Here is a 20,625-nt window from a genome sequence, read left to right as displayed (position 1 = left end):
TAAGGTAAGTCCACATCCCAAGAGAACCGACAGAGGAGATAGAGTGAAGCAGGCTAAAAGCACGGTGAGCAAGACATCCCGCGGCGCGGGTCTGCTCGGTGCGCCCTCTTCAGCCGGTTCCTCCGTGCTGGATTCTTCTAGCCGGGGTTCTTCTGCTCTGGATTCTTCTAGCCTGGGTGCTTCCCACCAGGATGCACAGACCCCGCTCCAGAAAGCCATTGACCAGTACCTCATCCACCTGCGCGTGGAGCGAGGAAGCAGCGAGCACACCATCGCCTCCTACGCGCGTGATTTGCGACGATACAGCGCCTACATGGCGACCCTCGGCGTCATCGACCCCGAACGCATCACCACCGCGCAGGTGCGTTCCTTCATGCGGGAACTTGCCGCCCCCACCGTGCCCCTTGCAGGATTCGAGGCGGGGGATAAGAGCAACCAGAACGCGCAGGAATCTCAGGAAGTACAGGAAGAAGCCGCAGAATCGCTGGCACTGATGATCGCCTCCGAATCGGGGCGAGGTACTGGAAAAGGTCGTGCTGGGAAAGGTCATGCCGGGCAGCCGGAGAAAGCTGGGGCACCAGAAAAAGAAACGCCAACCGCTGAAGGCGCGCCGAGCCTGCCCCTGCCCTTGGGCCCGAACTCCATCGCCCGCACCATGGCGGCAGTCCGCGGAGCACACGCCTTCTGGGTCTCCGCGCTCATCGTGCCCACCGACCCGGCGGCACCGGTCACCCCGCCCAAGAACGTTAAACGCCTACCCAAAGCAGTCAGCGTAGAAGACATCCAGCGGCTACTCGCCGTACCCGACCGCGAAACCGCAACCGGGCTACGTAACCGAGCCATCCTCGAATTCCTCTACGCCACCGGCGCGCGCGTGAGCGAAATGCTCAACGCCGATATCGACGACGTGCACTTCGAAGGAACCCTCACCGATGAAGACGGCAACCAGATCACTCTGCCCGGCTACGTTCGACTCTTCGGCAAAGGAAATAAAGAGCGACTCGTACCTATTGGTAGCTACGCCCAAAAAGCAATCCAAGACTACCTGGTGCGTGCCCGCCCCTCCCTCGTAGCGCACGGTAAAGGCACCGCCGCGCTCTTCGTCAACGGACGAGGCAGCAGACTCGGACGCCAAGGCGCCTGGCTCATCCTCAAAGAAGCCGCCGAAGCCGCCGGGCTCAGCTCTGACTTCTCGCCGCACTCCATGCGCCATAGCTTCGCAACGCACCTGCTGCAGGGCGGTGCCGATATTCGCGTGGTGCAAGAACTGCTCGGACACGCCTCCATCGCCACCACTCAGGTGTACACCAAGGTCACGCCCGAGGGGCTCATGGAGGTGTACCGCATGGCGCATCCGCGTGCCCACGAACGGGGATAAAACCCCGTCAATCCGCGGAACAGCCGCTCTTGAGGTAACCTTATAGACAACGCTTAAACTTTAAAACTTCGAATTCATTGATGAAGGTGAACCATTGACTGAAGCTCAGGCTCAAGAACTCGGCCCCACCGGTCGACCCCTGCGCGTATACCCCGACCCGGCTCCGCTGAGCAGCCACGGTCCCGCCCGCATTATCTCTATGGTGAATCAGAAGGGCGGCGTGGGTAAGACCACCTCCACCATTAACCTGGGCGCGGCGCTGGCAGAATGCGGCCGTAAGGTGCTGCTGGTCGACTTCGACCCGCAGGGTGCTCTCTCCGCCGGTTTCGGTGCGAACCCGCACGAACTGGACCTGACCGTCTACAACGTCATGATGGACCGCAAGGTCGACATCAAGGACGTCATCCTGCCTACCGGCGTGGAGAACATCGACCTGCTGCCCGCCAACATTGACCTCTCCGCAGCTGAAGTCCAGCTGGTCAACGAAGTGGCTCGCGAGCAGGTTCTCGCCTCGGCACTGCGCAAGGTCCGCGACGAATACGACGTCATCCTCATCGACTGCCAGCCCTCCCTGGGCCTGCTGACCGTCAATGCACTGACCGCTTCCGAAGGGGTCATCATTCCGCTGATTTGTGAGTTCTTCGCGCTGCGCGCCGTCGCACTGCTGGTCGACTCCATCGAGAAAGTTCAGGATCGACTGAACCCCGACCTCGAAATCTCCGGCGTACTTGCCACCATGTTCGATGCGCGCACCATCCACTCCAAGGAAGTTCTGGCACGCATCGTGGACGCATTCGGCGACAAGGTCTTCGACACCGTCATCAAGCGCACCGTGAAGTTCCCGGACGCATCGGTGTCCGCTGAGCCGATTCTCAGCTACGCCTCCAGCCACCCCGGCGCGGAAGCATACCGCCAGGTGGCACGCGAACTAATCTACAAGGGCGGCGCACGTTAAAGCCCCCACACCTATACGCCCTCTGCTGAGGTGATTCTCACCCTTGAGTCACACCGGCAGAGGGCGTATAATTGTGTGGATTCTAAAGACCCCGCACACTGCTTACGCCGAAAAAGTAGGCGAAGTAAAAGCCGCATCTGAGACGGCACCAACAAAGCCGGGGAGAATAAACCTAAGGAGAATAGGTCGTTTATGACCACGAACGTCGCTGCCGTGAGGGTACCGACACCGAACGCAGACATTGCCGCGAACGCCCGGACTGAGGGCCGCGGCCTGCAGAACCCGGAACGCGGTTTCACCCTCACCCTCAGTAATTTTGAGGGTCCCTTTGATCTTCTACTGACCCTCATTTCGCGCCGCAAACTCGACATTACCGAGGTGGCGCTCGCAGAGGTCACCGACGAGTTCCTCGCATACCTGCACGCCCTCTACGCTGAAGGCACCGAACGCGCACTCGACGAAGCCAGCGAATTTCTGGTCACCGCCGCAACCCTGCTGGAACTCAAAACCGCACGCCTGCTCCCGCAGCATCGTGAACCCCTCGAAGAGGACGTTGCACTGCTGGAGGCACGCGACCTGCTTTTCGCCCGTCTGCTGCAATACCGCGCCTACCGCGAAGTCGCCGATATTTTTGCTGAACGCTGGGCACAAGAAGCGCAGCGTTTTCCCCGTGCGGTAGCCCTCGAAGAACGATTCGCCCAGGCGCTACCCGAGCTGGTCTTCACCGGAGGCGCCGAAGAGTTCGCCCGCATCGCCGCAGCAGCGCTGAGTCGAACCCCCAAAGAGCCCGAACCGGAACCCGAAGAAATCGTTGAAGAACTCAACGAGCACCTGCACGTTCCGCTAACCACCATCGCGGCTGAAGAACACTACATTTTGCACAGCCTGCTCGATACCGCGGCGCGGGAACTGAGCTTCGCCGAACTGGTTCAAGGATCCGGCGAACTAGAAATCGCGGTGGTTCGTTTTCTCGCCCTGCTTGAGCTCTACAAAGAAGGTGCCCTGCACGTGGAACAGGACGCACCGCTCGGAGCCATTCGGGTACGTGCAAGCGCGAGCGCGGCACAGTTCGTGATCCGCGAAGAAACTGCAGACACCGCAGGCACACAGGATGCGCACGAAACCAGCGAAGCACCTGAACCACCCCAAGTGAACGAATCTGAAGCTAACACGGGACCGGTAGAGGAGGATTATGAGTAATCACGGCTCAGGCTTTGACCGTGAATTCACCCCCGACGACCTTGCCATCGTGAACATGGGCTACTGGGATCCGAACGCAGACGAAGATTCGGAACAGGCTGACTCGGCGCCGGTAGAGGCGGTAGAGGCTGAAATCTCAAAGCCTGCTGAGGCGGACGCTGAACCGGCTGAGCACGAGGTAGCGGCAGCTCCTCTGGAGGCTGAGATTCCCGAAGAAGCTGAGGTTACCGAAGAAGCTGAGGTTCCCGAAGAAGCTAAGGAGGCTGAAGCCGCTGAAACGGTAGGGGACTCCGATGGTTCCGACATTTCCGACATTTCCGACAGCTCCGAGGAATCGCAGGAACCTGCATCCCGCGAGTCGGAGGAATCGGTAACGAAACCGGTAGCGAAATCGGTAAAAACTCCGGCGAGAGGCCCCTCCACCGCACCCAGCGTGGCGGTCGATGCCGAAGCCGAATTCTCGAAGGTCGAGGCAATCCCCGGAGGCGTCAAAAGCGCCATCGAAGCGATCCTCGCCGTTGCCGAAGCGCCCGTGAGCGTGCGTGAACTCTCCGCCGCGCTCATCGTCAGTGAACGAGCTGTTGAGCACTCGCTCGACCAGCTGTACCGCGAGTACAACGGCGAAGAAAGCGGCTACGGAGAAGACGAAAACCGGGTGGCGCCCGAACCGCGCGGATTCCAGCTACGGAACATCGCAGGAGGCTGGAAGCTCTACGCCCGCGACGACTTCGCCCCCTGGGTGGCACGCTTCGTGACCCGCTCCAAGAGCGCGACCCTCAGCAAACCCGCCTACGAGACGCTCGCCGTGATTGCCTACCAGCAGCCGGTGACCAGGGCGAGGGTAGCCTCCATTCGAGGCGTAAACGCGGACGCGGCAATCCGTCAGCTGTTGCAACGGCAGCTGATTCGTGAAGCAGGGCGAGAAGCCGGAAGCGGCGCGACCCTCTACGAAACCACGGAGCTGCTGCTGGCGAAGCTCGGGTTGAACTCCCTGGAGGAGCTACCGGCGCTCGCGCCCTTCCTGCCCGATGACACGGAAGCCGCAGTGCTTGCCGAGGGCAACGACTAAGACAACGAATCAATAAGACGAACGAACGTTCTGGAAAAGCCTGAAACGTTCGCACTATACGACAGAAAAGAGAAGAACACCATGGCATATGGAAACTCCTCCCGCGGCGGCCGCTCTGCATCCGGTCGCCCCCAGAACTCCCGCGATGGCCGTCCCGGCGCTGCTCGTCCCGGTCAGGGCGGTAAGCCCGGCGCTAAGGGCGCCTCCGCACGCGGCGGTCGCCCCGGTGCACCGAAGAGCGGCGCAGGCAAGGGCGGCGCAAAGGGCTTCGGCGAGAAGAAGTTCGGTGACAAGAAGTTTGGCGAGAAGAAGTTCGGCGCAGGCCGCGCAGGTTCCGGCCGAGGCCGCGGCACCGAACTGCCCAAGCGCGAACGCCGCGCACCGGGCCGCCCCTACCGCTCCGGCGAAGCCTTCGCAAACGAGCGCGGTGAATACCGCGTCAGCAACTACGCTGGTCCGCACCGCCCCCGCCGCCCCCGCAACGCCCCGGTAGACCACTACGAGTTCTACGACCACGACGGCGTGCGCCTGCAGAAGCTGCTGGCTCAGGCCGGTGTGGCATCCCGCCGCGTCTGCGAAGAAATGATTACCGAAGGCCGCGTCACCGTCAACGGTGAAGTCGTGACCGAGCTGGGTGTGCGCGTGGACCCCTCCAAGGTGACCGTGCAGGTGGACGGCATGACCGTTCAGACCAACGACAAGCTCGTCTACATGGCATTCAACAAGCCCGCCGGCGTGGTCTCCACCATGGAAGATCCCGAAGGTCGCCCCTGCATCTCTGACTTCCTGCGTTCCTCCATGAGCGAGCGCGTGTTCCACGTGGGCCGCCTGGACGTCGAAACTGAGGGTCTGCTGCTGCTGACCAACGACGGTGAACTGGCGAACCGTCTCACCCACCCCTCCTACGAGGTGCCCAAGACCTACCTGGTGCAGGTTCCCGGCCCGATGGAGCCCGGCGTCGGCGCAGCCATGAAGAAGGGCATTCGCCTGGAAGACGGTGTGACCCGCGTGGACGAGTTCAAGCTGGTGGACTCCACCCCCGGCCACGTGCTCGTTGAAGTGACCATCCACTCCGGTAAGAACCGTATCGTGCGCCGCCTCTTCGACGCCGTCGGCTACCCGGTCGAGCGCTTGGTCCGCGTTGAAATGGGCCCGATCCGTATCGGTTCGCAGAAGCAGGGTACCGTCCGTAACCTCTCCAAGGTCGAGATCGGTCACCTGCTCGCTTCGGTGGACATGTAATAACGCTAAGGAGTTGTCATGAGCTCGCCCGCTGAGCTTTCCGCATCTGAGCTGCCCATCGACTCAACACTGACCGGACCGGTGCTCATTATCGGCTCGGGTCTGCTGGGTGCCTCCATTGGTTTGGGGTTGCGTGCGGCAGGATGCGAGGACGTGTACGTCCAAGATATTTCACCCACCGCCGAGGCTGTGGCGCAGGATATTGGTGCAGGTACAAGCTTCTCCACCCTGTCGGAGCAGGAGCGCGCCGCCTTCGCCCCGCAGCTGGTGGTGGTGGCGGCGCCTCCGGATAGTGCCGGTGCCGTGTGCGCTCGCGCGTTGAACACCTATGCGCCTCGACCGGAGGCGGGCTACCCCGGCGCCGTGGTGACGGATGTTGCCTCGGTGAAGGTGCAGCCGCTGGCTGATGTGCTTGCTTCGGGTGCGGATGCGTCCCGTTACGTGGGTTCGCATCCGATGGCTGGGCGTGAGAAGTCGGGCCCGGTGGCTGCTCGCGGTGAGCTGTTCCAGGCGCGTCCGTGGATTATCTGCGAGCACGATTCGGTTCGCCCCGAGTGCGTGCGTCTGGTGCGTTCTGTGGCGGTGGAGCTGGGGGCGATTGTGACTTCTCTGAGCGTTGAGGAGCATGATCAGACGGTTGCCCTGATCTCTCATGTGCCGCAGGCGATGAGTTCGCTGTTGGCTTCGCGTCTGCAGGACACTCCGTTGTATGCGCTGTCCCTGGCGGGTCAGGGTTTGCGCGATACGGTGCGTATCGCAGCTTCGGACCCGACGCTGTGGGTGCAGATTTTTGCGGCGAACGCTGACCCGATTGTGCAGACCCTCTACGGGGTGCGTGATGACCTGAACCGCCTCATTGCGACGCTGGAGAACCCGACGGCATCCGGTGCTCGCCTGGATTTGGCGCAGCTGATGAGCGAAGGCAACGCGGGCGTGAGCCGTATTCCGGGTAAGCACGGTACTGCCCCCGCCGCGTTCGCAAAGATGACGGTGCTGGTGGACGACACCCCCGGCACGCTGGCTCGTTTGCTTGCCGAGATTGGTGAGCTGGGCGCTAACCTTGAGGATTTGCGTCTGGAGCACTCGACGGGTGCCCCGGTGGGTATGGCTGAAATCTCGGTCAATCCGTCTATTCATGAGGCGCTGGTCCGCGATTTGTCGGCTCGCGGTTGGCGTGTTGTGAAGTAGAGTTAAAGCTGTATTTTCCGGCATAAAGTTTGAGACGAATTTGAAGGAGTGCTGATGCACGAGAACCCTAAACTGACGATTGCTATTGACGGTCCCTCCGGTTCCGGTAAGTCGTCTGTGTCGAAGGAAGTTGCACGCCACTTTGGCCTGGCGTACCTGGACACCGGTGCAATGTACCGTGCCGCAACCTACCGTGTGCTGGAACTTGGCATTGACCTGAACGACGCTGAGGCGATCGCGAAGGCTGTCGAGGAGATGCCCCTGGTGTTCGGTACGAACATTAAGGAAGAAGAGATTCTGATGGGCTCGACCGATATCCGTGAGGAGATTCGTAGCGAGCGCATTTCTTCGGCCGTTTCTGCTGTGGCTTCGGTTCCGGCGGTTCGTGAGCACCTGATTGGCCTGCAGCGCTGGATGATTAACCACGCTATTAACGGCATGGTCGCTGAGGGTCGCGACATCACCACCGTAGTTGCCCCCGACGCTGATGCGCGCATCCTGCTGACTGCTTCTGAAGAGGTGCGCATGGCGCGCCGCGGCCTGGAGAACTCCGAGAAGTCCGGCGCTTCGGGTGACTTGAGCAAGCAGATCGCTGAGCGTGATGCGAAGGATTCGAAGGTCAATAACTTTATGGAAGCTGCCGAGGGTGTGACCCTGGTGGACAGCTCGGATCTTGATTTTAATGCGACGGTCTCTGCAGTGATTAACGCTGTGAATGACCAGTTGAAGGCGAAGCGCGCGGGCTAGGCCCCGCCGAAACGCTGGGGGAGTGGTGCATCCGCTCCCGATAAGACGTTGAGCCGCGCTCGCGTGCTGACCCTCGGGTTGGGCGTGGGGCGGGTAGAGAAAGGAATGCGCATGGCTGAGGACGCTATCCGCGACGATTACGAAGATAAGTACCTGGGCGGTGGCGAGGACGACGTTATCGAGCGCCTCGCTGAGATTGATGATGAGACCGCTGATCAGCGTGCTCAGGCTCTTCTTGAGGGTCTTGAGGACTACGACCTGGATGAAGAGGACCGCGCCCTGCTGGGTGCCTGGGGCTTCGACATTGAGGATGAGGAAGAGCAGCTTGCTGATCCGGTAGTGGCGATTGTTGGCCGCCCGAACGTGGGTAAGTCGACCATCATTAACCGTATTCTGGGCCGCCGTGAAGCGGTGGTTGAGGATAAGCCGGGTGTGACTCGTGACCGCGTGTCCTATAAGGCTGAGTGGCTGGGTAAGAGCTTCACCCTGGTTGATACCGGTGGTTGGGAGTCTGACGCTCGCGGTATTGATGCTCAGGTTGCTGAGCAGGCTGAGATCGCTGTGGAGCAGGCCGACGTTGTGGTCCTGGTGGTGGATGCCCGCGTGGGTGTGACCGCTTCGGACGAGCAGATTGTGCGTATGCTGCGCCGCGTGAAGAAGCCGATCATTCTGATTGCTAACAAGATTGACGACGCTCACCTGGAGCCGGAGATTTATAACCTCTGGTCGCTGGGTATGGGTCAGCCGTTCCCGGTGTCGGGTCTGCACGGTCGTGGCCTGGCGGATGCTCTGGACGAGATCCTTGAGGTCATGCCGGAGCACTCGCAGTTTGCTCAGCCGGAGGCGCTGGGTGGCCCGCGTCGTGTGGCTCTGGTGGGTCGCCCGAACGTGGGTAAGTCGTCGCTGCTGAATAAGCTGGCTGGTTCTGAGCGTGCCGTGGTGAATGACCTGGCTGGTACGACTCGTGACCCGATTGACGAGATTATTGAGCTGGGCGGCTACCCTTGGCGTTTTGTGGATACCGCGGGTATTCGCCGTCGCCAGCATATGGCTAAGGGTGCGGAGTTCTACTCTTCGCTGCGTACTCAGACTGCTCTGGAGCGCTCTGAGGTTGCCGTGGTGCTGCTGGATGTTTCCGAGCCGATCTCTGAGCAGGACGTGCGTATCGTGCAGACCGTGATTGATTCGGGTCGTGCGATGGTCCTGGCATTCAATAAGTGGGATACCCTCGATGAGGATCGCCGCTACATGCTTGAGCGCGAGATTGAGCGCGACCTGGCCCACGTGCAGTGGGCGCCTCGCGTGAACATTTCGGCGAAGACCGGCTGGCACAAGGACAAGCTGGTGCCCGCTCTGGAGCACTCGCTGGAGTCGTGGGATTCGCGTATTCCGACCGGTCGCCTGAACGCGTTCCTGGGCGAGATTGTGGCCGCGCATCCGCACCCGCTGCGTGGTGGTAAGCAGCCGCGTATTCTCTTCGGTACTCAGGTGTCTTCGCGCCCGCCGAAGTTCGTGCTCTTTACTACCGGTTTCTTGGATCCGGGTTACCGTCGCTTCATTATGCGTCGTCTGCGTGAGACTTTTGATTTCACGGGTACTCCGATTGAGATTTCGATGCGTGTGCGTGAGCGCCGCTCCCTGGGTGAGCGTCAGAGCGCGAAGGCTAAGAAGGGTAAGGGCGGCCGCCGTTAGTAGCGGGGTGTGTCTGCCTGATGCCGTGTTGCTGGGCTGGCCCCTTGCTAGGCTGGCTTGGCCCCTTGTTAGGGTTGGCCCCCGCGCTGGATTCTGTGCGGAAAATCTGCGAGGAAAATCCGTGAGGAAAAGATTTTTAAGATTTTTTCTAAAAATGGGGATTCTGGCTTGCGCGGGGGTTAAAAGCCCGGTATAGTTATTCGAGTGTTCAGGGGAAACCTTGAAAACAATATCGTGAATAACGAATCGGGTTGTGGCGCAGCTTGGTAGCGCACTTGACTGGGGGTCAAGGGGTCGCAGGTTCAAATCCTGTCAACCCGACAGATAAAGCTCCGGAAGGTTTTTCCTTCCGGAGCTTTTTTGTCTGCCGTTTAGTGGTTTTTGTTTTGCTTGCTTGGACGGGGAAATACGGGAGTCGGCGCCAAAAACACGGCTGGAAGCACCGAAGTGCGCTCTCTTCCTTGGGATGGCGGGGGAGGGGCCGGCATTGCACCTGTAAAGCGGTGGGGCTTTAGGTTAGGTTGCAATTATGAGCTTCGATCTAAATGTTGGAATATGCCCGATTTTGTGGGTGTTCAGTGGTACATTGGGTACACAAGGAATCGCGTTTTAGCGGTCAGAAATTTTAGCTTTGGCACTGAATTTCCCTTGACAAATCAAGGAATATTTAGGTTTCTGTGACTAAAACACGACTTCATACACACTGAATTTCATAGCCGCAAAACCAACACGAACCCAAGTGAAGGCAAATATCCCGGTGGGATAGCCTCCCCAACGCACAAGACGACAGGGAGCCAGGCCTTATGCACACGGCACACACACCGCCACGCGCACCATTGGGTAGGCTTTACGGCACAACTCGATCCCGCCCCTCCGGGCGTGGAAAGGAACGCAATACACTATGTGGCAGCAAGTCTACGACCCGCTGAACTCGAGCGCACTCTCCGCACTCGTGGCAGCAGTCCCGATTATTTTCTTCCTTCTGGGCCTCACCGTCCTGAAGCTCAGCGGTATTAAATCTGCCGTTATCTCCCTCGTCATTGCACTGGTCATCGGTTGCGCTATCTTCGGTATGCCCATCACTGCCGGTGCAGGCTCCATCCTCTACGGCTTCCTCTCGGGCATGTGGCCCATCGGCTGGATCGTGCTCATGGCAGTGTGGCTCTACCGCATTTCTGTGCGTTCCGGCGGCTTCGAAATTGTTCGCTCCTCCATCTCCTCCATCTCTACCGACCAGCGCATCCAGATGCTGTTGATCGCATTCTGCTTCGGCGGCTTCCTTGAAGGCGCTGCAGGCTTCGGTATCCCGATTGCTATCTGTGCTGCACTGCTCGTGTCCCTGGGCTTCAACCCGCTCAAGGCCGCAATGTTCGCACTGATTGCTAACGTGAGCTCCGGTGCATACGGCGCTATCGGTATCCCCGTGACCACCGCAGCAACCCGCGGCGGCGTGGACCTGCATGCACTGTCCATCGAAATGGTCCTGGTTATCCAGATCATGGCGGCTCTCATCCCCGTACTGCTTGTTGCTATTCAGGACGGTCTGCGCGGTATCCGCGAAGTCGGTCTGGTAGCACTGATTGTTGGTCTGATTTACTCTGGCGGCCAGTCTGTCCTGCTCGCAGGCCTCGGTAACCCCGAGCTCGTCGACATCATCCCGCCGCTGCTGGCTCTGATTGCCCTGGCACTCATCATGCAGAAGTGGCAGCCCAAGAACATCTTCCGTGAGCCCACCGCTCCCTCCCTGGAAGAGGTTGAGGCTCAGCAGAGCGTCAAGCACACCGGTGGCGAAATCCTCAAGGCATGGAGCCCCTTCGTCTACCTGTCCGTCGTGATTCTGCTCTGGTCCACCGCGATGAAGCCGCTCTTTGCTAAGGGGGGTCTGCTGGCCTTCAGTAACATCACCTTCCCCGTTCCGTGGCTGCACCAGACCATCCAGCAGACCGCACCGATCGTTGCAACCCCCAAGGCAATTGACGTGACCTACACCTGGAACATCATTGGTGCTTCCGGTACCGCAATTCTGGTGGCTGCAATCATCACCATCCTGACCTCCTCCATCAGCTGGGGCGAGGCTATCGAGGAACTCGGTGCAACCTGGAAGCAGCTGCAGACCCCGATCATCATGATCTGCCTGGTCATGTCCGTTGCTAACGTCATGAACTACGCGGGTATGATTACCTCCATCGCACTGGCTGTTGCCGCTGTGGGCGCAATCTTCCCGCTGCTGTCCCCGATCATCGGTTGGATCGGCGTGTTCGTGACCGGCTCTGTGGTGAACAGCAACATCCTCTTCGCTGGCCTGCAGGCTACCACCGCACATCAGATTGGTGTCAGCCAGACCCTGCTGATTGCATCTAACACCGCCGGTGGTGTGATGGCGAAGATTGTTTCCCCGCAGTCCATTGCAATTGCAGCTGCTGCAGTAAACAGCGCCGGCGAGGAATCCAAGATTACCTCCATGGCAATCAAGTACAGCGCAATCCTGCTGGCTATCACCTGTGTTTGGAGTTACGTTCTGTCCCTGGTTGTTTCCTAAACAGCGTGAAGCTCCGATGCGTGTAACCTGCCTTCCCTGAAAGGTGAGGTACCGCGACACGGTTTAGCGAAAGCCCCCTTCTACTTCGGTAGGAGGGGGCTTTCGCGTTTCTGTATTTGTGGGCTGGGGGAGGTGTAAATATGCATATAAGTTTCATTTGTGCACACTTAAGGTCATCCTATCCTGAAGTCTTGGGAGAGACCTGTTAGCTTAAACAGATAAAGTCATGAGCACCTAGTGAGTGGGAAAGACTTCGTTCACCACCGTCTCGCTAGGGTGTATCGCCGCGGCAAATCACCAGGCAGTCAGAAGCTCAAGACCATCACGCTTCACCGATGGGCCCATCCACGACGCAAGGATCGGGCCCATCGGTTTTTATGCGGCCCAAACGCTTCCATACAGCGCAGACGCCGTACCGGAAGAAGCGACCGCTAATACACACAGACCGAAAGGAACACCCGCCCCAATGTGGCAGCAAACCTACGACCCGCTGAACTCACCGGTGCTCTCCGCGCTGGTTGCCGCAGTGCCCATCATCCTCTTCCTGCTGGGCCTGACCGTCCTGAAACTCAGCGGCCTCAAATCAGCACTACTGACCCTCGTCACCACCCTCATCATCGGTTGTGCCATCTTCGGCCTGCCCATCACCGCAGGTGCCGGTTCCATCCTCTCCGGCTTCCTCTCGGGCGCATGGCCCATCGGCTGGATCGTGCTCATGGCTGTGTGGCTCTACCGCATCGCCGTACGCGCCGGTAACTTCGACATCGTGCGCTCCTCCGTCTCCTCCATCTCGAACGACCAGCGCATCCAGGTGCTGCTGATTGCCTTCTGCTTCGGTGGCTTCATCGAAGGCGCGGCAGGCTTCGGCATCCCGATCGCTATCTCTGCTGCACTGCTGGTATCCCTGGGCTTCAACCCTCTCAAAGCATCCATGCTGGCGCTGGTAGCTAACGCCGCATCCGGCGCATACGGTGCTATCGGTATCCCCGTGACCACCGCAGCTAAGGTCGGCGGCCTGGACACCGCACACCTGTCCGCAGGCATGGTTCCGGTACTGCAGATCTTCGTCGCTTTCGTGCCGCTGCTGATGGTCGCAATCCAGGACGGTATGCGCGGCATCCGCGAAGTCGGCCTGGTCGCACTCATGACCGGCATCATCTTCTCCGGCGGTCAGGCAGCTATCCTGATGCTGCTCGGCTCGCCCGAACTGGTCGACATCATCCCGCCGCTGCTGTCCCTGGTAGCACTGGCGCTCGTGATGCAGAAGTGGCAGCCCAAGCACATCTACCGTGAACCCACCGCACCCAGCCTCGAAGAAGCCCAGGCTCAGCAGAACGTCAAGCACACCGGTGGCGAGATCGTTAAGGCGTGGAGCCCCTTCATCTTCCTCTCCGCAACCATCCTGCTCTGGTCCACTGCCCTGAAGCCGATTTTCGCAACCAACGGCCTGCTCGGTGCTGCAACCCTGGCGTTCCCCATCCCCGGCATTCACGAAGCCATCACCACCGGTGCCGGCAAGACCGTGACCGCGATGTTCTCCTGGAACACGCTGGGCGCATCCGGCACCGCAATTCTGGTGGCGGCACTCATCACCATCCTGACCTCGAATATCAGCTGGGGCGAAGCCTTCGAAGAACTCGGCGGTACCTGGAACCAGCTGAAGATGCCGATCCTCATGATCTGCCTGGTCATGTCCGTCGCAAACGTCATGAACTATGCCGGTATGACCACCTCCATCGCTCTGGCGCTCGCGGCAGCCGGCCCGGTCTTCCCGCTGCTGTCCCCGATCATCGGTTGGATTGGCGTGTTCGTGACCGGCTCCGTGACCAATGCTAACGTGCTCTTCGCGGGCCTGCAGTCCACCACCGCAGCCCAGATCGCTGTTGACCCGACCCTGCTTGTTGCCGCAAACACCGCCGGTGGCGTGATGGGTAAGATTGTCTCCCCGCAGTCCATCGCGATTGCGGCGGCGGCTGTGAACAGCGCAGGCGAGGAATCGAAGATTACCTCCATGTCCATCAAGTACAGCGCTATTCTGCTGGGCCTGGTCTGCGTCTGGTCCTTCGCCCTCTCGCTCATGGCTGGCTAAAGCCATTCGTGAGCCTCACACCAGGGCAGATAGCGGCATGACGCTGAACCCCTGATGATTCTGATGCAAAGCCCCCTTCTCGACCCGTGCGGTCGGGGAGGGGGCTTCATTCTTACCTGCCGCCGTATAGATTTAGGTCGGGTAGTAGAAAAGGGTCTAGCCGGAGAAAATAACTACCGACAAGGATTAAATCGTAATGACTCTTAACTAGCGTTTCATACTGTAAAAGCGCCCAGTACCTAGCAAAGGGCCCACCTGCCGCAGTGATACAGTTCTCAGTGGGCATTGGCGCCGTAGGCGAGAGCACGAGCTAAGGAACTTTTAGCTTCGAGGCCTCCAACGAGAGAACCAACGCCCCGCATCGTGGAAATATCCTTCCCCGCGCCCCCTGCCTTCAGCCAAGGCTACAACACAGACACATGATGTTGCTACGCCTTTCACGTTCAGGGACCCTCAGCGGTAGATGCGTCGTGAGGCTACGCCTCGTACTACCCCATAAGGGCAGGCGGACGCACCCTACAGCGGCATCCAAACCGCTGTAGGTACACCCTGCGGCGAGGAAGGACATACCACTCTCATGTGGTCGCAGACCTACGATCCCCTCAACTCCCCGGTGCTCTCTGCACTTGTAGCAGCATCCCCCATTATTCTTTTTCTACTCTGCCTCACGGTTTTCAAACTCAGCGGCATCAAATCAGCGCTAATCACCCTAGCCCTGACCCTGTGCATCGCACTCGGAGTCTTCCACCTGCCCTGGACAGCAGCCGCAGGTTCTATTTTCTACGGATTCCTCTCGGCACTATGGCCTATTGCATGGATTGTGCTCATGGCAGTGTGGCTCTACCGCATCGCGGTGCGCAGCGGAAAATTCGCCATCGTGAGGTCCTCTGTCTCCTCAATCTCAGCGGACCAGCGCATCCAGGTGCTACTCATCGCCCTCTGCTTTGCCGGGTTTATTGAGGGTGCGGCGGGCTTCGGCATCCCGATTGCTATTTCTGTAGCGCTACTGGTTGCCTTGGGCTTCAACCCCCTCAAAGCCGCTATGCTTTCCCTGGTCGCTAACGCCACCGTGGGCGCCTACGGTGCGGTCGGTATTCCTGTGACCACCGGTGCCGCTATCGGTAACGTAGACCTGGGGCACCTATCCAACCAGATGGTTTGGGTCCTGCAGATCTTCGCGGCCCTCGTACCCGTGCTCGTGGTAGCTATTCAGGACGGTCTGCGCGGCATCCGTGAGGTAGGCTTAGTAACGCTCGCAACCGGTATCGTGATTTCTGGCCTGCAGAGCATCATGCTGTGGGTCCTGCAGGACCCCGAGCTCATCGGCATTTTGCCGCCCCTTGTCGGCCTGGTGTTCCTGGCAGTCGTGATGCGTTTCTGGCAGCCCAAGAACATCTATCGCGAGCCCACCGCACCGACTCTGGAAGAGCTCTCCGCGCAGGACGAACCGACGTACAGCCTGCGCGAAGTTGCGAGCGCCTGGAGCCCCTTCATCTTCCTTTCCATCACCATCCTGCTCTGGTCCACCGTGCTGCGCCCCGTCTTTGACCATAACGGAGCCCTGGGCTTTGCAAACCTGAGCTTCCACGTGCCCGGTATCCACCATCAGATTGGCGACGGTGAAGGTCTCGCTATCCACGCGGTCTTCAACTGGAACATCCTGGGTGCGGCGGGTACCGCCATTTTGGTGGCGGCTCTGCTCTCTGCATTCACCTCGAAAATTACCGTCCGTGAGACTCTGCAGGAGCTTAACGGCGCATGGCAGCAGTTGAAGAAGCCCATCTACATGATTTGCCTGGTCATGTCCGTAGCAAACCTCATGAACTACGCGGGCATGACCTCCTCCATCGCTCTGGCGGTAGCTACAGCCGGTGCGCTCTTCCCGCTCTTCTCGCCCGTAATCGGCTGGGTCGGTGTGTTTGTGACCGGTTCGGTGACCAACAACAACGTGCTCTTCGCCGGTCTGCAGGCAAGCACCGCGCATCAGATTGGTGTAGACCCCGCCATGCTGGTTGCGGCCAATACCTCCGGTGGTGTGATGGGCAAGATTGTGTCCCCGCAGTCGATTGCGGTGGCGGTTGCCGCCGTGAACGAGGCAGGGCAGGAGTCGAAGGTTACCTCCATAACCATCAAGTACAGTCTCTTCCTGCTGGTACTGCTGTGCATTTGGACGTACCTGCTCACGCTCATCGTGCACTAGGCTTTTTAAGCGACTTTTCCTGTCTTCGAGGAAGAACCGGAGAGATACGCAGAACGCTCGTTGCGAGGTCATGTCGCGGCGGGCGTTCGCCGTATCTGAGGTACCCAATGTCATACGATGCGGATAATCCACCCGGCAGGAGTAGAATTAGTGTTTGTGCCCACACACCGGAGACGTGCACAGGAGAGGCTGCCCGGCTGTTATCTGTGCGTTACTCTCTCGCCCGCTGCGTGAGACACACGGCTAACAGATGACCTACTACTCAAGGAGAAACAATGCAGGCACTCGCAACGGTCACCACCGTTTTTGCCTTCGTAGCAATCGCTATTCACGTGTACATCTGGATTATCGAATCCTTCCTCTGGACTAAGCCCAAGGGTCGCGAAACCTTCGGAATGACCGAAGAATTCGCCGAGTCCACCAAGGAGATGGCAGCAAACCAGGGCCTGTACAACCTGATGCTCGCCTGGATCGCCGCAACCGGTCTGCTCGCTTTCTGGTTCGGCTCCCCGCAGGTGGGTGTGGCACTCATGTTCGCAGGCCTGGGCTCCATGGCGATTGCCGGTGTCTACCTGTTCCTCACCTCCCCGAATAAGCGTAAGCCGGCACTGATTCAGCTGACCCCGCCGCTGCTGGCGCTGATTTTCCTCTTCGTGATGATCTAACCCTGTGACAATCTAATTCAGAGCGGAACCTCTCAACGTATAGAAGCCGCGTGCTTACTCCACTGAAGTAACACGCGGCTTTTCTGCGCCCTTGGACGCGAGTACGCCAAGCGAGGGGAGCTTAGGTGAAGAGCCCCGAACAGCCTCGCCGATGCGAACCCACCAGGTGAGCGTCGACCATACCGACCGCACACATAAGCGCATAGGCGGTCACCGGACCCAAGAACACACCTCCTAGAGCTTTAAAAGATTTGGCAAGAAGCGCAGACTCGGGTGTATCTGTCGGAATATCCTCCAGGGTATGCGGCACGATAGTCTCGTGCGGCGCGAAGGACCACAGCCACGCCGACAACCCGCCCGGTACACGCGTGCCGTCGGATAGGGTGCGCTCGCGCATCCGGTTAAGATCTTCATCGCGGAGCGTACGAACTCGACGGCGGCGGGCATTCGGCGCCTCAACGCTATCCGTATTGGGTGGGGTAGAAGAGTGGGTGATAAGAGGAAGATGAACATCCTCCGCGGACGCGTCATGCGGCGTGGCGGCAAGCTCACGCATCCGAAGGGTCAGCTGTGCATTGGAGATGACCGCGCGAATCTTCCGCTCGTTACGGATAATCTCTTCGTCCTGGAGGAGTCGCGCAACATCCTGGTCGGTGAACGCGGCCACGCGTTCGGGATTGAACCCTTCGAAAGCGCGACGAAATGCCTCACGGCGGGCAAGAATCGTGCGCCAGGAGAGGCCCACCTGAAAAGCTTCGAGGCTCAGGGCTTCGAAGAGTCCCCGCTCATCGGTGACGGGCATGCCCCATTCGGCGTCGTAGTAGTCGCGCAGAAGCTTATCGGCCACCCATGTGGGGTAGCTCGGGGTGTTTTCGAGGGGGTTGGCGGGAATAGTAGGTTGCGAGGTCACGGTTTCTCCTCTATGAGATTGCTGTGCTCATCCGAGTATTTCGGAAGCATGTTCTACTTAAACACTAGCCCTAGCGTGAGTAAATCGCAAGTATATTCGATTATGTGTCGTGGTGCAGAGCAACGAAACCGAAAACAGGTACGACAGAGGGCGGAGCCTGCATCCGATGCACGCTCCGCCCTCTGATAAGTCTCAATCACTGCCGGGTGACATCGCTAGAAGAGCCGCGCCTCCCGCACCTCTTCCGGCTCCTCCAAATCGAGGAGGAACTGCTTACGCTCAACACCGCCAGCGTAGCCGGTCAAACTACCGTCAGCACCAATAACGCGGTGACACGGAATCATAATAGAAACCTTATTGCGGCCGACCGCCTGCCCCACAGCCTGCGCCGGAGCACCGGGGCCAACCGCACGCGAAATCTCACCGTAAGTGGTGGTGTACCCGGCAGGAACAGTCTTCAGGTGCTCCCACACAATCAGCTGAAAATCGGTGCCCTCAGGATCTAGCGGCAACGTAAAAGAAGTGCGCTTGCGCTCAAAATACTCGGAGAGCTCTGCCGCAGCACGCGACAGCAGCTGTGCCGCAGCATACTTGCCGGTAGGCTCTTCACCTTCAGTAGCGCTGTGATCCCGCAGGTAGGCGTCAGGATTCTCAATCAGTCCACCAAGCTCATGAGGGAGCGGAAAATGCGCCTGGTCCTCGTACCAGATGCCGACAACCGCATCCGCGCGGGCGGCGATGTAGAGAGTGCCCACGGGGCTTGCGTAGCGCGTGTACCAGCGCGCGAGCGCTTCCGGCGGCTGCGGCGAATCGGTCGCTTTGGTCATGCTCTTCCTCGTTGGTTCGTGGGCGTGTATTGCAGATGGTATTAGAGGTAAATATCCCTTTCAACCATCATAGGGGAGGGGTGCCTCCGTACCGTACCCGTAGTGGGTTTTGTCTATAACTGACCGCTATATATGAGATGTATGCACCGCCGTTGAAGCATCTCAGGATGCCCCGTCAATTTTGCCTGAACCTGAAGAGCTGGCATTCTGTGAAGTACACACCGATACACCGCAATTCAATACTCCGGCTTCTCCACCCCGCAGCGGGTAGGGGATGGCCTGTGTTTCTCGTGCCTCAACGATGGGCTCAACGACGACTGAAATTGCAAGGAGAAACATGGAAGACCTGAAAGACATCCGCCGGCAACTCAAGGAAAACCCGGAGAGCCGAGAACTCAATAACCGTTACGCGCAGGTGTGCCTCGACATCGCGAAAGAATATACCGTTACGTCCCAGAGACATATCTTTATTTGCTCGCCCTCAGATTTCGAAGCCGTACAGTATGTCATGGCCAAGATCCCAAACGCTTCGCTTCTAGACGGCGAAACCTTGCAGGAATACAAACGCCTGAAGAGAGCCGTTACCCAGGCTCGTATGAATAGAGGTAGGCCCGGTAGCATGATGGGCATTTACTATGCCATCATCCTTTTTATGGTGATGCCTATAATGGCGGTACCAATCCTTGCGCTGTGGGAGCTCACCGCGGGGAGCACCTCAGACCACACCCGCGACCCGAGAGCCCTCATTTTTCTGATTCCTGTCGCTCTCATTACCGCTGCGCTTCTCTGGGTTGGGTGGCTTTTTGAACGAATCCCCGGCTGGAAATATAACGCTCTGATCGTCGAAAAGAACAAAAAGATAGAACTAGCCAGAGCCGAAGCTGAAACGCGTCAAAGTACTGACTCAAACCGTTCAGACATGGTTGCAGTACCGGACTCTGAACCGCAATCTTAAAGTAAATGTGCCGCCTCACCGGTATCAGTGAGGCGGCACATTTATGCTGTCTAGGGGATGAGGAGCTCGCTACTTAGCGGCTGCCATGTCAGAGTTACGCTCCGTCAGCGTTGCCCTCGGCGTGGTGCAGATGCGGCAGGTGAGTCGAGTGCAGGTCGTGACCGAGCACATCGTGCGCGTCCGGGTCCTCGTTCGGGAGCACGTGCGAGTACTTGGAGTAGTAGCGGTACAGTGCGTAGGCGCCAATCACCGTCAGCACGATAGCAATGCCCAGAGCCCACGGCACAGCGGCGGCAGAATACATAACAGAGAAGAGCACCAACAGCCAGGAGAGAGCAGCTGCAAGAACCGAAACGTTCATAGCAATAATTGCAAGCTTGCGGCGACGGACATCAACCATAATCGGTGCGGGAAAACCCGCTCCCTCCTTCCAACGGAGCCTCTCTCCGTTCTCACGACCACCGGAAGGTGCCAGATGCGTAACTAACCGCCATCTTCGGTGGTCAGAATAGAATCATAAGCCTATATATCTATGATACGGCGCTTGAAGTGGACATCAAAGGCAAACAAGCGCCGTTAGACCAAACCCACACAACATGTGAACGGGTATCTCAACAAGGGGCATAAAACCAGTGATTTTTACAGCGAGATCTGCAACACGAAAAGCGAACCCCACTCATCGTTAACGCAGAGAACCCAGTAACAAGAGATAAAAGTCCGTCCGCCGCGGTACGGGAAGCACCACGGCGGACGGGAACGTAAATAAAGTATCAGCGCGAACCGTCAACTCCTGTCAGGACAGCGCATGAATATGTCGCGTACGCGTCCTGTGCGGTACTGACACCTCACGAACAACACCGCGCCAGGTGATCGGCGGAAGATACCAAATTTACAAAAACCAACGGTACCCCCAGCACTAATTTTTGTAGAAATTACGCCGCAATAAACGCTGAATTGAGCGTCATAAAA

Annotated in this window: 16 protein-coding genes and 1 tRNA gene; 14 read left to right on the top strand and 3 right to left on the bottom strand. The window is 58.9% G+C overall.

Annotated elements, in window-relative coordinates; all coding sequences use genetic code 11:
• Positions 1–43: 43 nt before the first annotated feature.
• The 13 genes from HMPREF2884_RS08070 to HMPREF2884_RS08010 all read left to right on the top strand — a co-directional run bounded on the left by HMPREF2884_RS08070 (position 44) and on the right by HMPREF2884_RS08010 (position 16,964).
• A complete protein-coding gene (locus tag HMPREF2884_RS08070; protein ID WP_070616641.1) occupies positions 44–1,378 on the top strand; it encodes a site-specific tyrosine recombinase XerD in 1,335 nt (444 codons plus the stop codon).
• A gap of 94 nt (positions 1,379–1,472) precedes the next feature.
• On the top strand, positions 1,473–2,333 hold the full coding sequence (locus HMPREF2884_RS08065; protein WP_005506637.1) for a ParA family protein: 861 nt from the start codon (positions 1,473–1,475) through the stop codon (positions 2,331–2,333).
• 192 nt (positions 2,334–2,525) lie between these two features.
• Complete coding sequence (locus tag HMPREF2884_RS08060; RefSeq protein ID WP_070616639.1) at positions 2,526–3,533, top strand: segregation and condensation protein A; 1,008 nt, start codon at positions 2,526–2,528, stop codon at positions 3,531–3,533.
• A complete protein-coding gene (gene scpB, locus HMPREF2884_RS09040; protein WP_083309686.1) occupies positions 3,526–4,602 on the top strand; it encodes an SMC-Scp complex subunit ScpB in 1,077 nt (358 codons plus the stop codon). The genes HMPREF2884_RS08060 and scpB overlap by 8 nt, the downstream gene beginning before the upstream one ends.
• Before the next feature lie 81 nt (positions 4,603–4,683).
• Entirely contained in the window at positions 4,684–5,844 is a 1,161-nt protein-coding gene (locus tag HMPREF2884_RS08050) for a pseudouridine synthase (protein WP_070616637.1), read from the top strand.
• A gap of 18 nt (positions 5,845–5,862) precedes the next feature.
• Positions 5,863–7,032 carry a prephenate dehydrogenase gene (locus tag HMPREF2884_RS08045; RefSeq protein ID WP_005507700.1) on the top strand — a complete coding sequence of 390 codons (1,170 nt, stop codon included), beginning with the start codon at positions 5,863–5,865 and terminating at the stop codon, positions 7,030–7,032.
• Between the two features lie 54 nt (positions 7,033–7,086).
• Positions 7,087–7,779 carry a (d)CMP kinase gene (gene cmk / locus HMPREF2884_RS09310; protein WP_049358673.1) on the top strand — a complete coding sequence of 231 codons (693 nt, stop codon included), beginning with the start codon at positions 7,087–7,089 and terminating at the stop codon, positions 7,777–7,779.
• A gap of 111 nt (positions 7,780–7,890) precedes the next feature.
• On the top strand, positions 7,891–9,471 hold the full coding sequence (gene der, locus HMPREF2884_RS08035; protein WP_049353025.1) for a ribosome biogenesis GTPase Der: 1,581 nt from the start codon (positions 7,891–7,893) through the stop codon (positions 9,469–9,471).
• Positions 9,472–9,718: 247 nt separating this feature from the next.
• Positions 9,719–9,792: transfer RNA gene (locus tag HMPREF2884_RS08030), tRNA-Pro, on the top strand.
• 580 nt (positions 9,793–10,372) lie between these two features.
• Positions 10,373–12,010 carry an L-lactate permease gene (locus HMPREF2884_RS08025; RefSeq protein ID WP_070616635.1) on the top strand — a complete coding sequence of 546 codons (1,638 nt, stop codon included), beginning with the start codon at positions 10,373–10,375 and terminating at the stop codon, positions 12,008–12,010.
• Positions 12,011–12,476: 466 nt separating this feature from the next.
• A complete protein-coding gene (locus HMPREF2884_RS08020; RefSeq protein ID WP_070616633.1) occupies positions 12,477–14,099 on the top strand; it encodes an L-lactate permease in 1,623 nt (540 codons plus the stop codon).
• A gap of 577 nt (positions 14,100–14,676) precedes the next feature.
• A complete protein-coding gene (locus tag HMPREF2884_RS08015; protein WP_070616632.1) occupies positions 14,677–16,299 on the top strand; it encodes an L-lactate permease in 1,623 nt (540 codons plus the stop codon).
• A gap of 275 nt (positions 16,300–16,574) precedes the next feature.
• Positions 16,575–16,964 (top strand): DUF1304 domain-containing protein, encoded by a 390-nt coding sequence (locus HMPREF2884_RS08010; RefSeq protein ID WP_070616630.1) that lies wholly within the window; start codon positions 16,575–16,577, stop codon positions 16,962–16,964.
• 121 nt (positions 16,965–17,085) lie between these two features.
• Here the strand turns inward: HMPREF2884_RS08010 and HMPREF2884_RS08005 are convergent, their stop codons facing one another.
• Positions 17,086–17,874: a DNA-3-methyladenine glycosylase I gene (locus HMPREF2884_RS08005; RefSeq protein ID WP_070600460.1), complete on the bottom strand. Its 789-nt coding sequence runs from the start codon at positions 17,872–17,874 to the stop codon at positions 17,086–17,088.
• Positions 17,875–18,089: 215 nt separating this feature from the next.
• A complete protein-coding gene (locus tag HMPREF2884_RS08000; protein ID WP_070600458.1) occupies positions 18,090–18,701 on the bottom strand; it encodes a methylated-DNA--[protein]-cysteine S-methyltransferase in 612 nt (203 codons plus the stop codon).
• 337 nt (positions 18,702–19,038) lie between these two features.
• Here HMPREF2884_RS08000 and HMPREF2884_RS07995 point away from each other — a divergent pair, with 337 nt between their 5' ends.
• Positions 19,039–19,656, top strand: a complete 618-nt coding sequence (locus HMPREF2884_RS07995) for a hypothetical protein (RefSeq protein ID WP_070616628.1) — start codon at positions 19,039–19,041, stop codon at positions 19,654–19,656.
• Positions 19,657–19,750: 94 nt separating this feature from the next.
• Here HMPREF2884_RS07995 and HMPREF2884_RS07990 read toward each other — a convergent pair whose 3' ends face one another.
• Complete coding sequence (locus tag HMPREF2884_RS07990; protein WP_246827951.1) at positions 19,751–20,056, bottom strand: N-acyl-D-glutamate deacylase; 306 nt, start codon at positions 20,054–20,056, stop codon at positions 19,751–19,753.
• Between the last annotated feature and the right edge of the window lie 569 nt (positions 20,057–20,625).

The sequence above is a fragment of the Rothia sp. HMSC073B08 genome, assembly GCF_001812975.1.
Lineage (GTDB): Bacteria > Actinomycetota > Actinomycetes > Actinomycetales > Micrococcaceae > Rothia > Rothia mucilaginosa.
The sequence above is the reverse complement of the archived record's forward strand: the minus strand, read 5'-3'. Positions and strand labels throughout refer to the sequence as shown.

Bases quoted from the DNA above. Each gene is read 5' to 3' on its own strand.
- HMPREF2884_RS08060 (WP_070616639.1), top strand. From the start codon at position 2,526: ATGACCACGAACGTCGCTGCCGTGAGGGTACCGACACCGAACGCAGAC.
- scpB (WP_083309686.1), top strand. From the start codon at position 3,526: ATGAGTAATCACGGCTCAGGCTTTGACCGTGAATTCACCCCCGACGAC.
- HMPREF2884_RS08050 (WP_070616637.1), top strand. From the start codon at position 4,684: ATGGCATATGGAAACTCCTCCCGCGGCGGCCGCTCTGCATCCGGTCGC.
- HMPREF2884_RS08045 (WP_005507700.1), top strand. From the start codon at position 5,863: ATGAGCTCGCCCGCTGAGCTTTCCGCATCTGAGCTGCCCATCGACTCA.
- cmk (WP_049358673.1), top strand. From the start codon at position 7,087: ATGCACGAGAACCCTAAACTGACGATTGCTATTGACGGTCCCTCCGGT.
- der (WP_049353025.1), top strand. From the start codon at position 7,891: ATGGCTGAGGACGCTATCCGCGACGATTACGAAGATAAGTACCTGGGC.
- HMPREF2884_RS08025 (WP_070616635.1), top strand. From the start codon at position 10,373: ATGTGGCAGCAAGTCTACGACCCGCTGAACTCGAGCGCACTCTCCGCA.
- HMPREF2884_RS08020 (WP_070616633.1), top strand. From the start codon at position 12,477: ATGTGGCAGCAAACCTACGACCCGCTGAACTCACCGGTGCTCTCCGCG.
- HMPREF2884_RS08015 (WP_070616632.1), top strand. From the start codon at position 14,677: ATGTGGTCGCAGACCTACGATCCCCTCAACTCCCCGGTGCTCTCTGCA.
- HMPREF2884_RS08010 (WP_070616630.1), top strand. From the start codon at position 16,575: ATGCAGGCACTCGCAACGGTCACCACCGTTTTTGCCTTCGTAGCAATC.
- HMPREF2884_RS08000 (WP_070600458.1), bottom strand. From the start codon at position 18,701: ATGACCAAAGCGACCGATTCGCCGCAGCCGCCGGAAGCGCTCGCGCGC.
- HMPREF2884_RS07995 (WP_070616628.1), top strand. From the start codon at position 19,039: ATGGAAGACCTGAAAGACATCCGCCGGCAACTCAAGGAAAACCCGGAG.
- HMPREF2884_RS07990 (WP_246827951.1), bottom strand. From the start codon at position 20,056: ATGGTTGATGTCCGTCGCCGCAAGCTTGCAATTATTGCTATGAACGTT.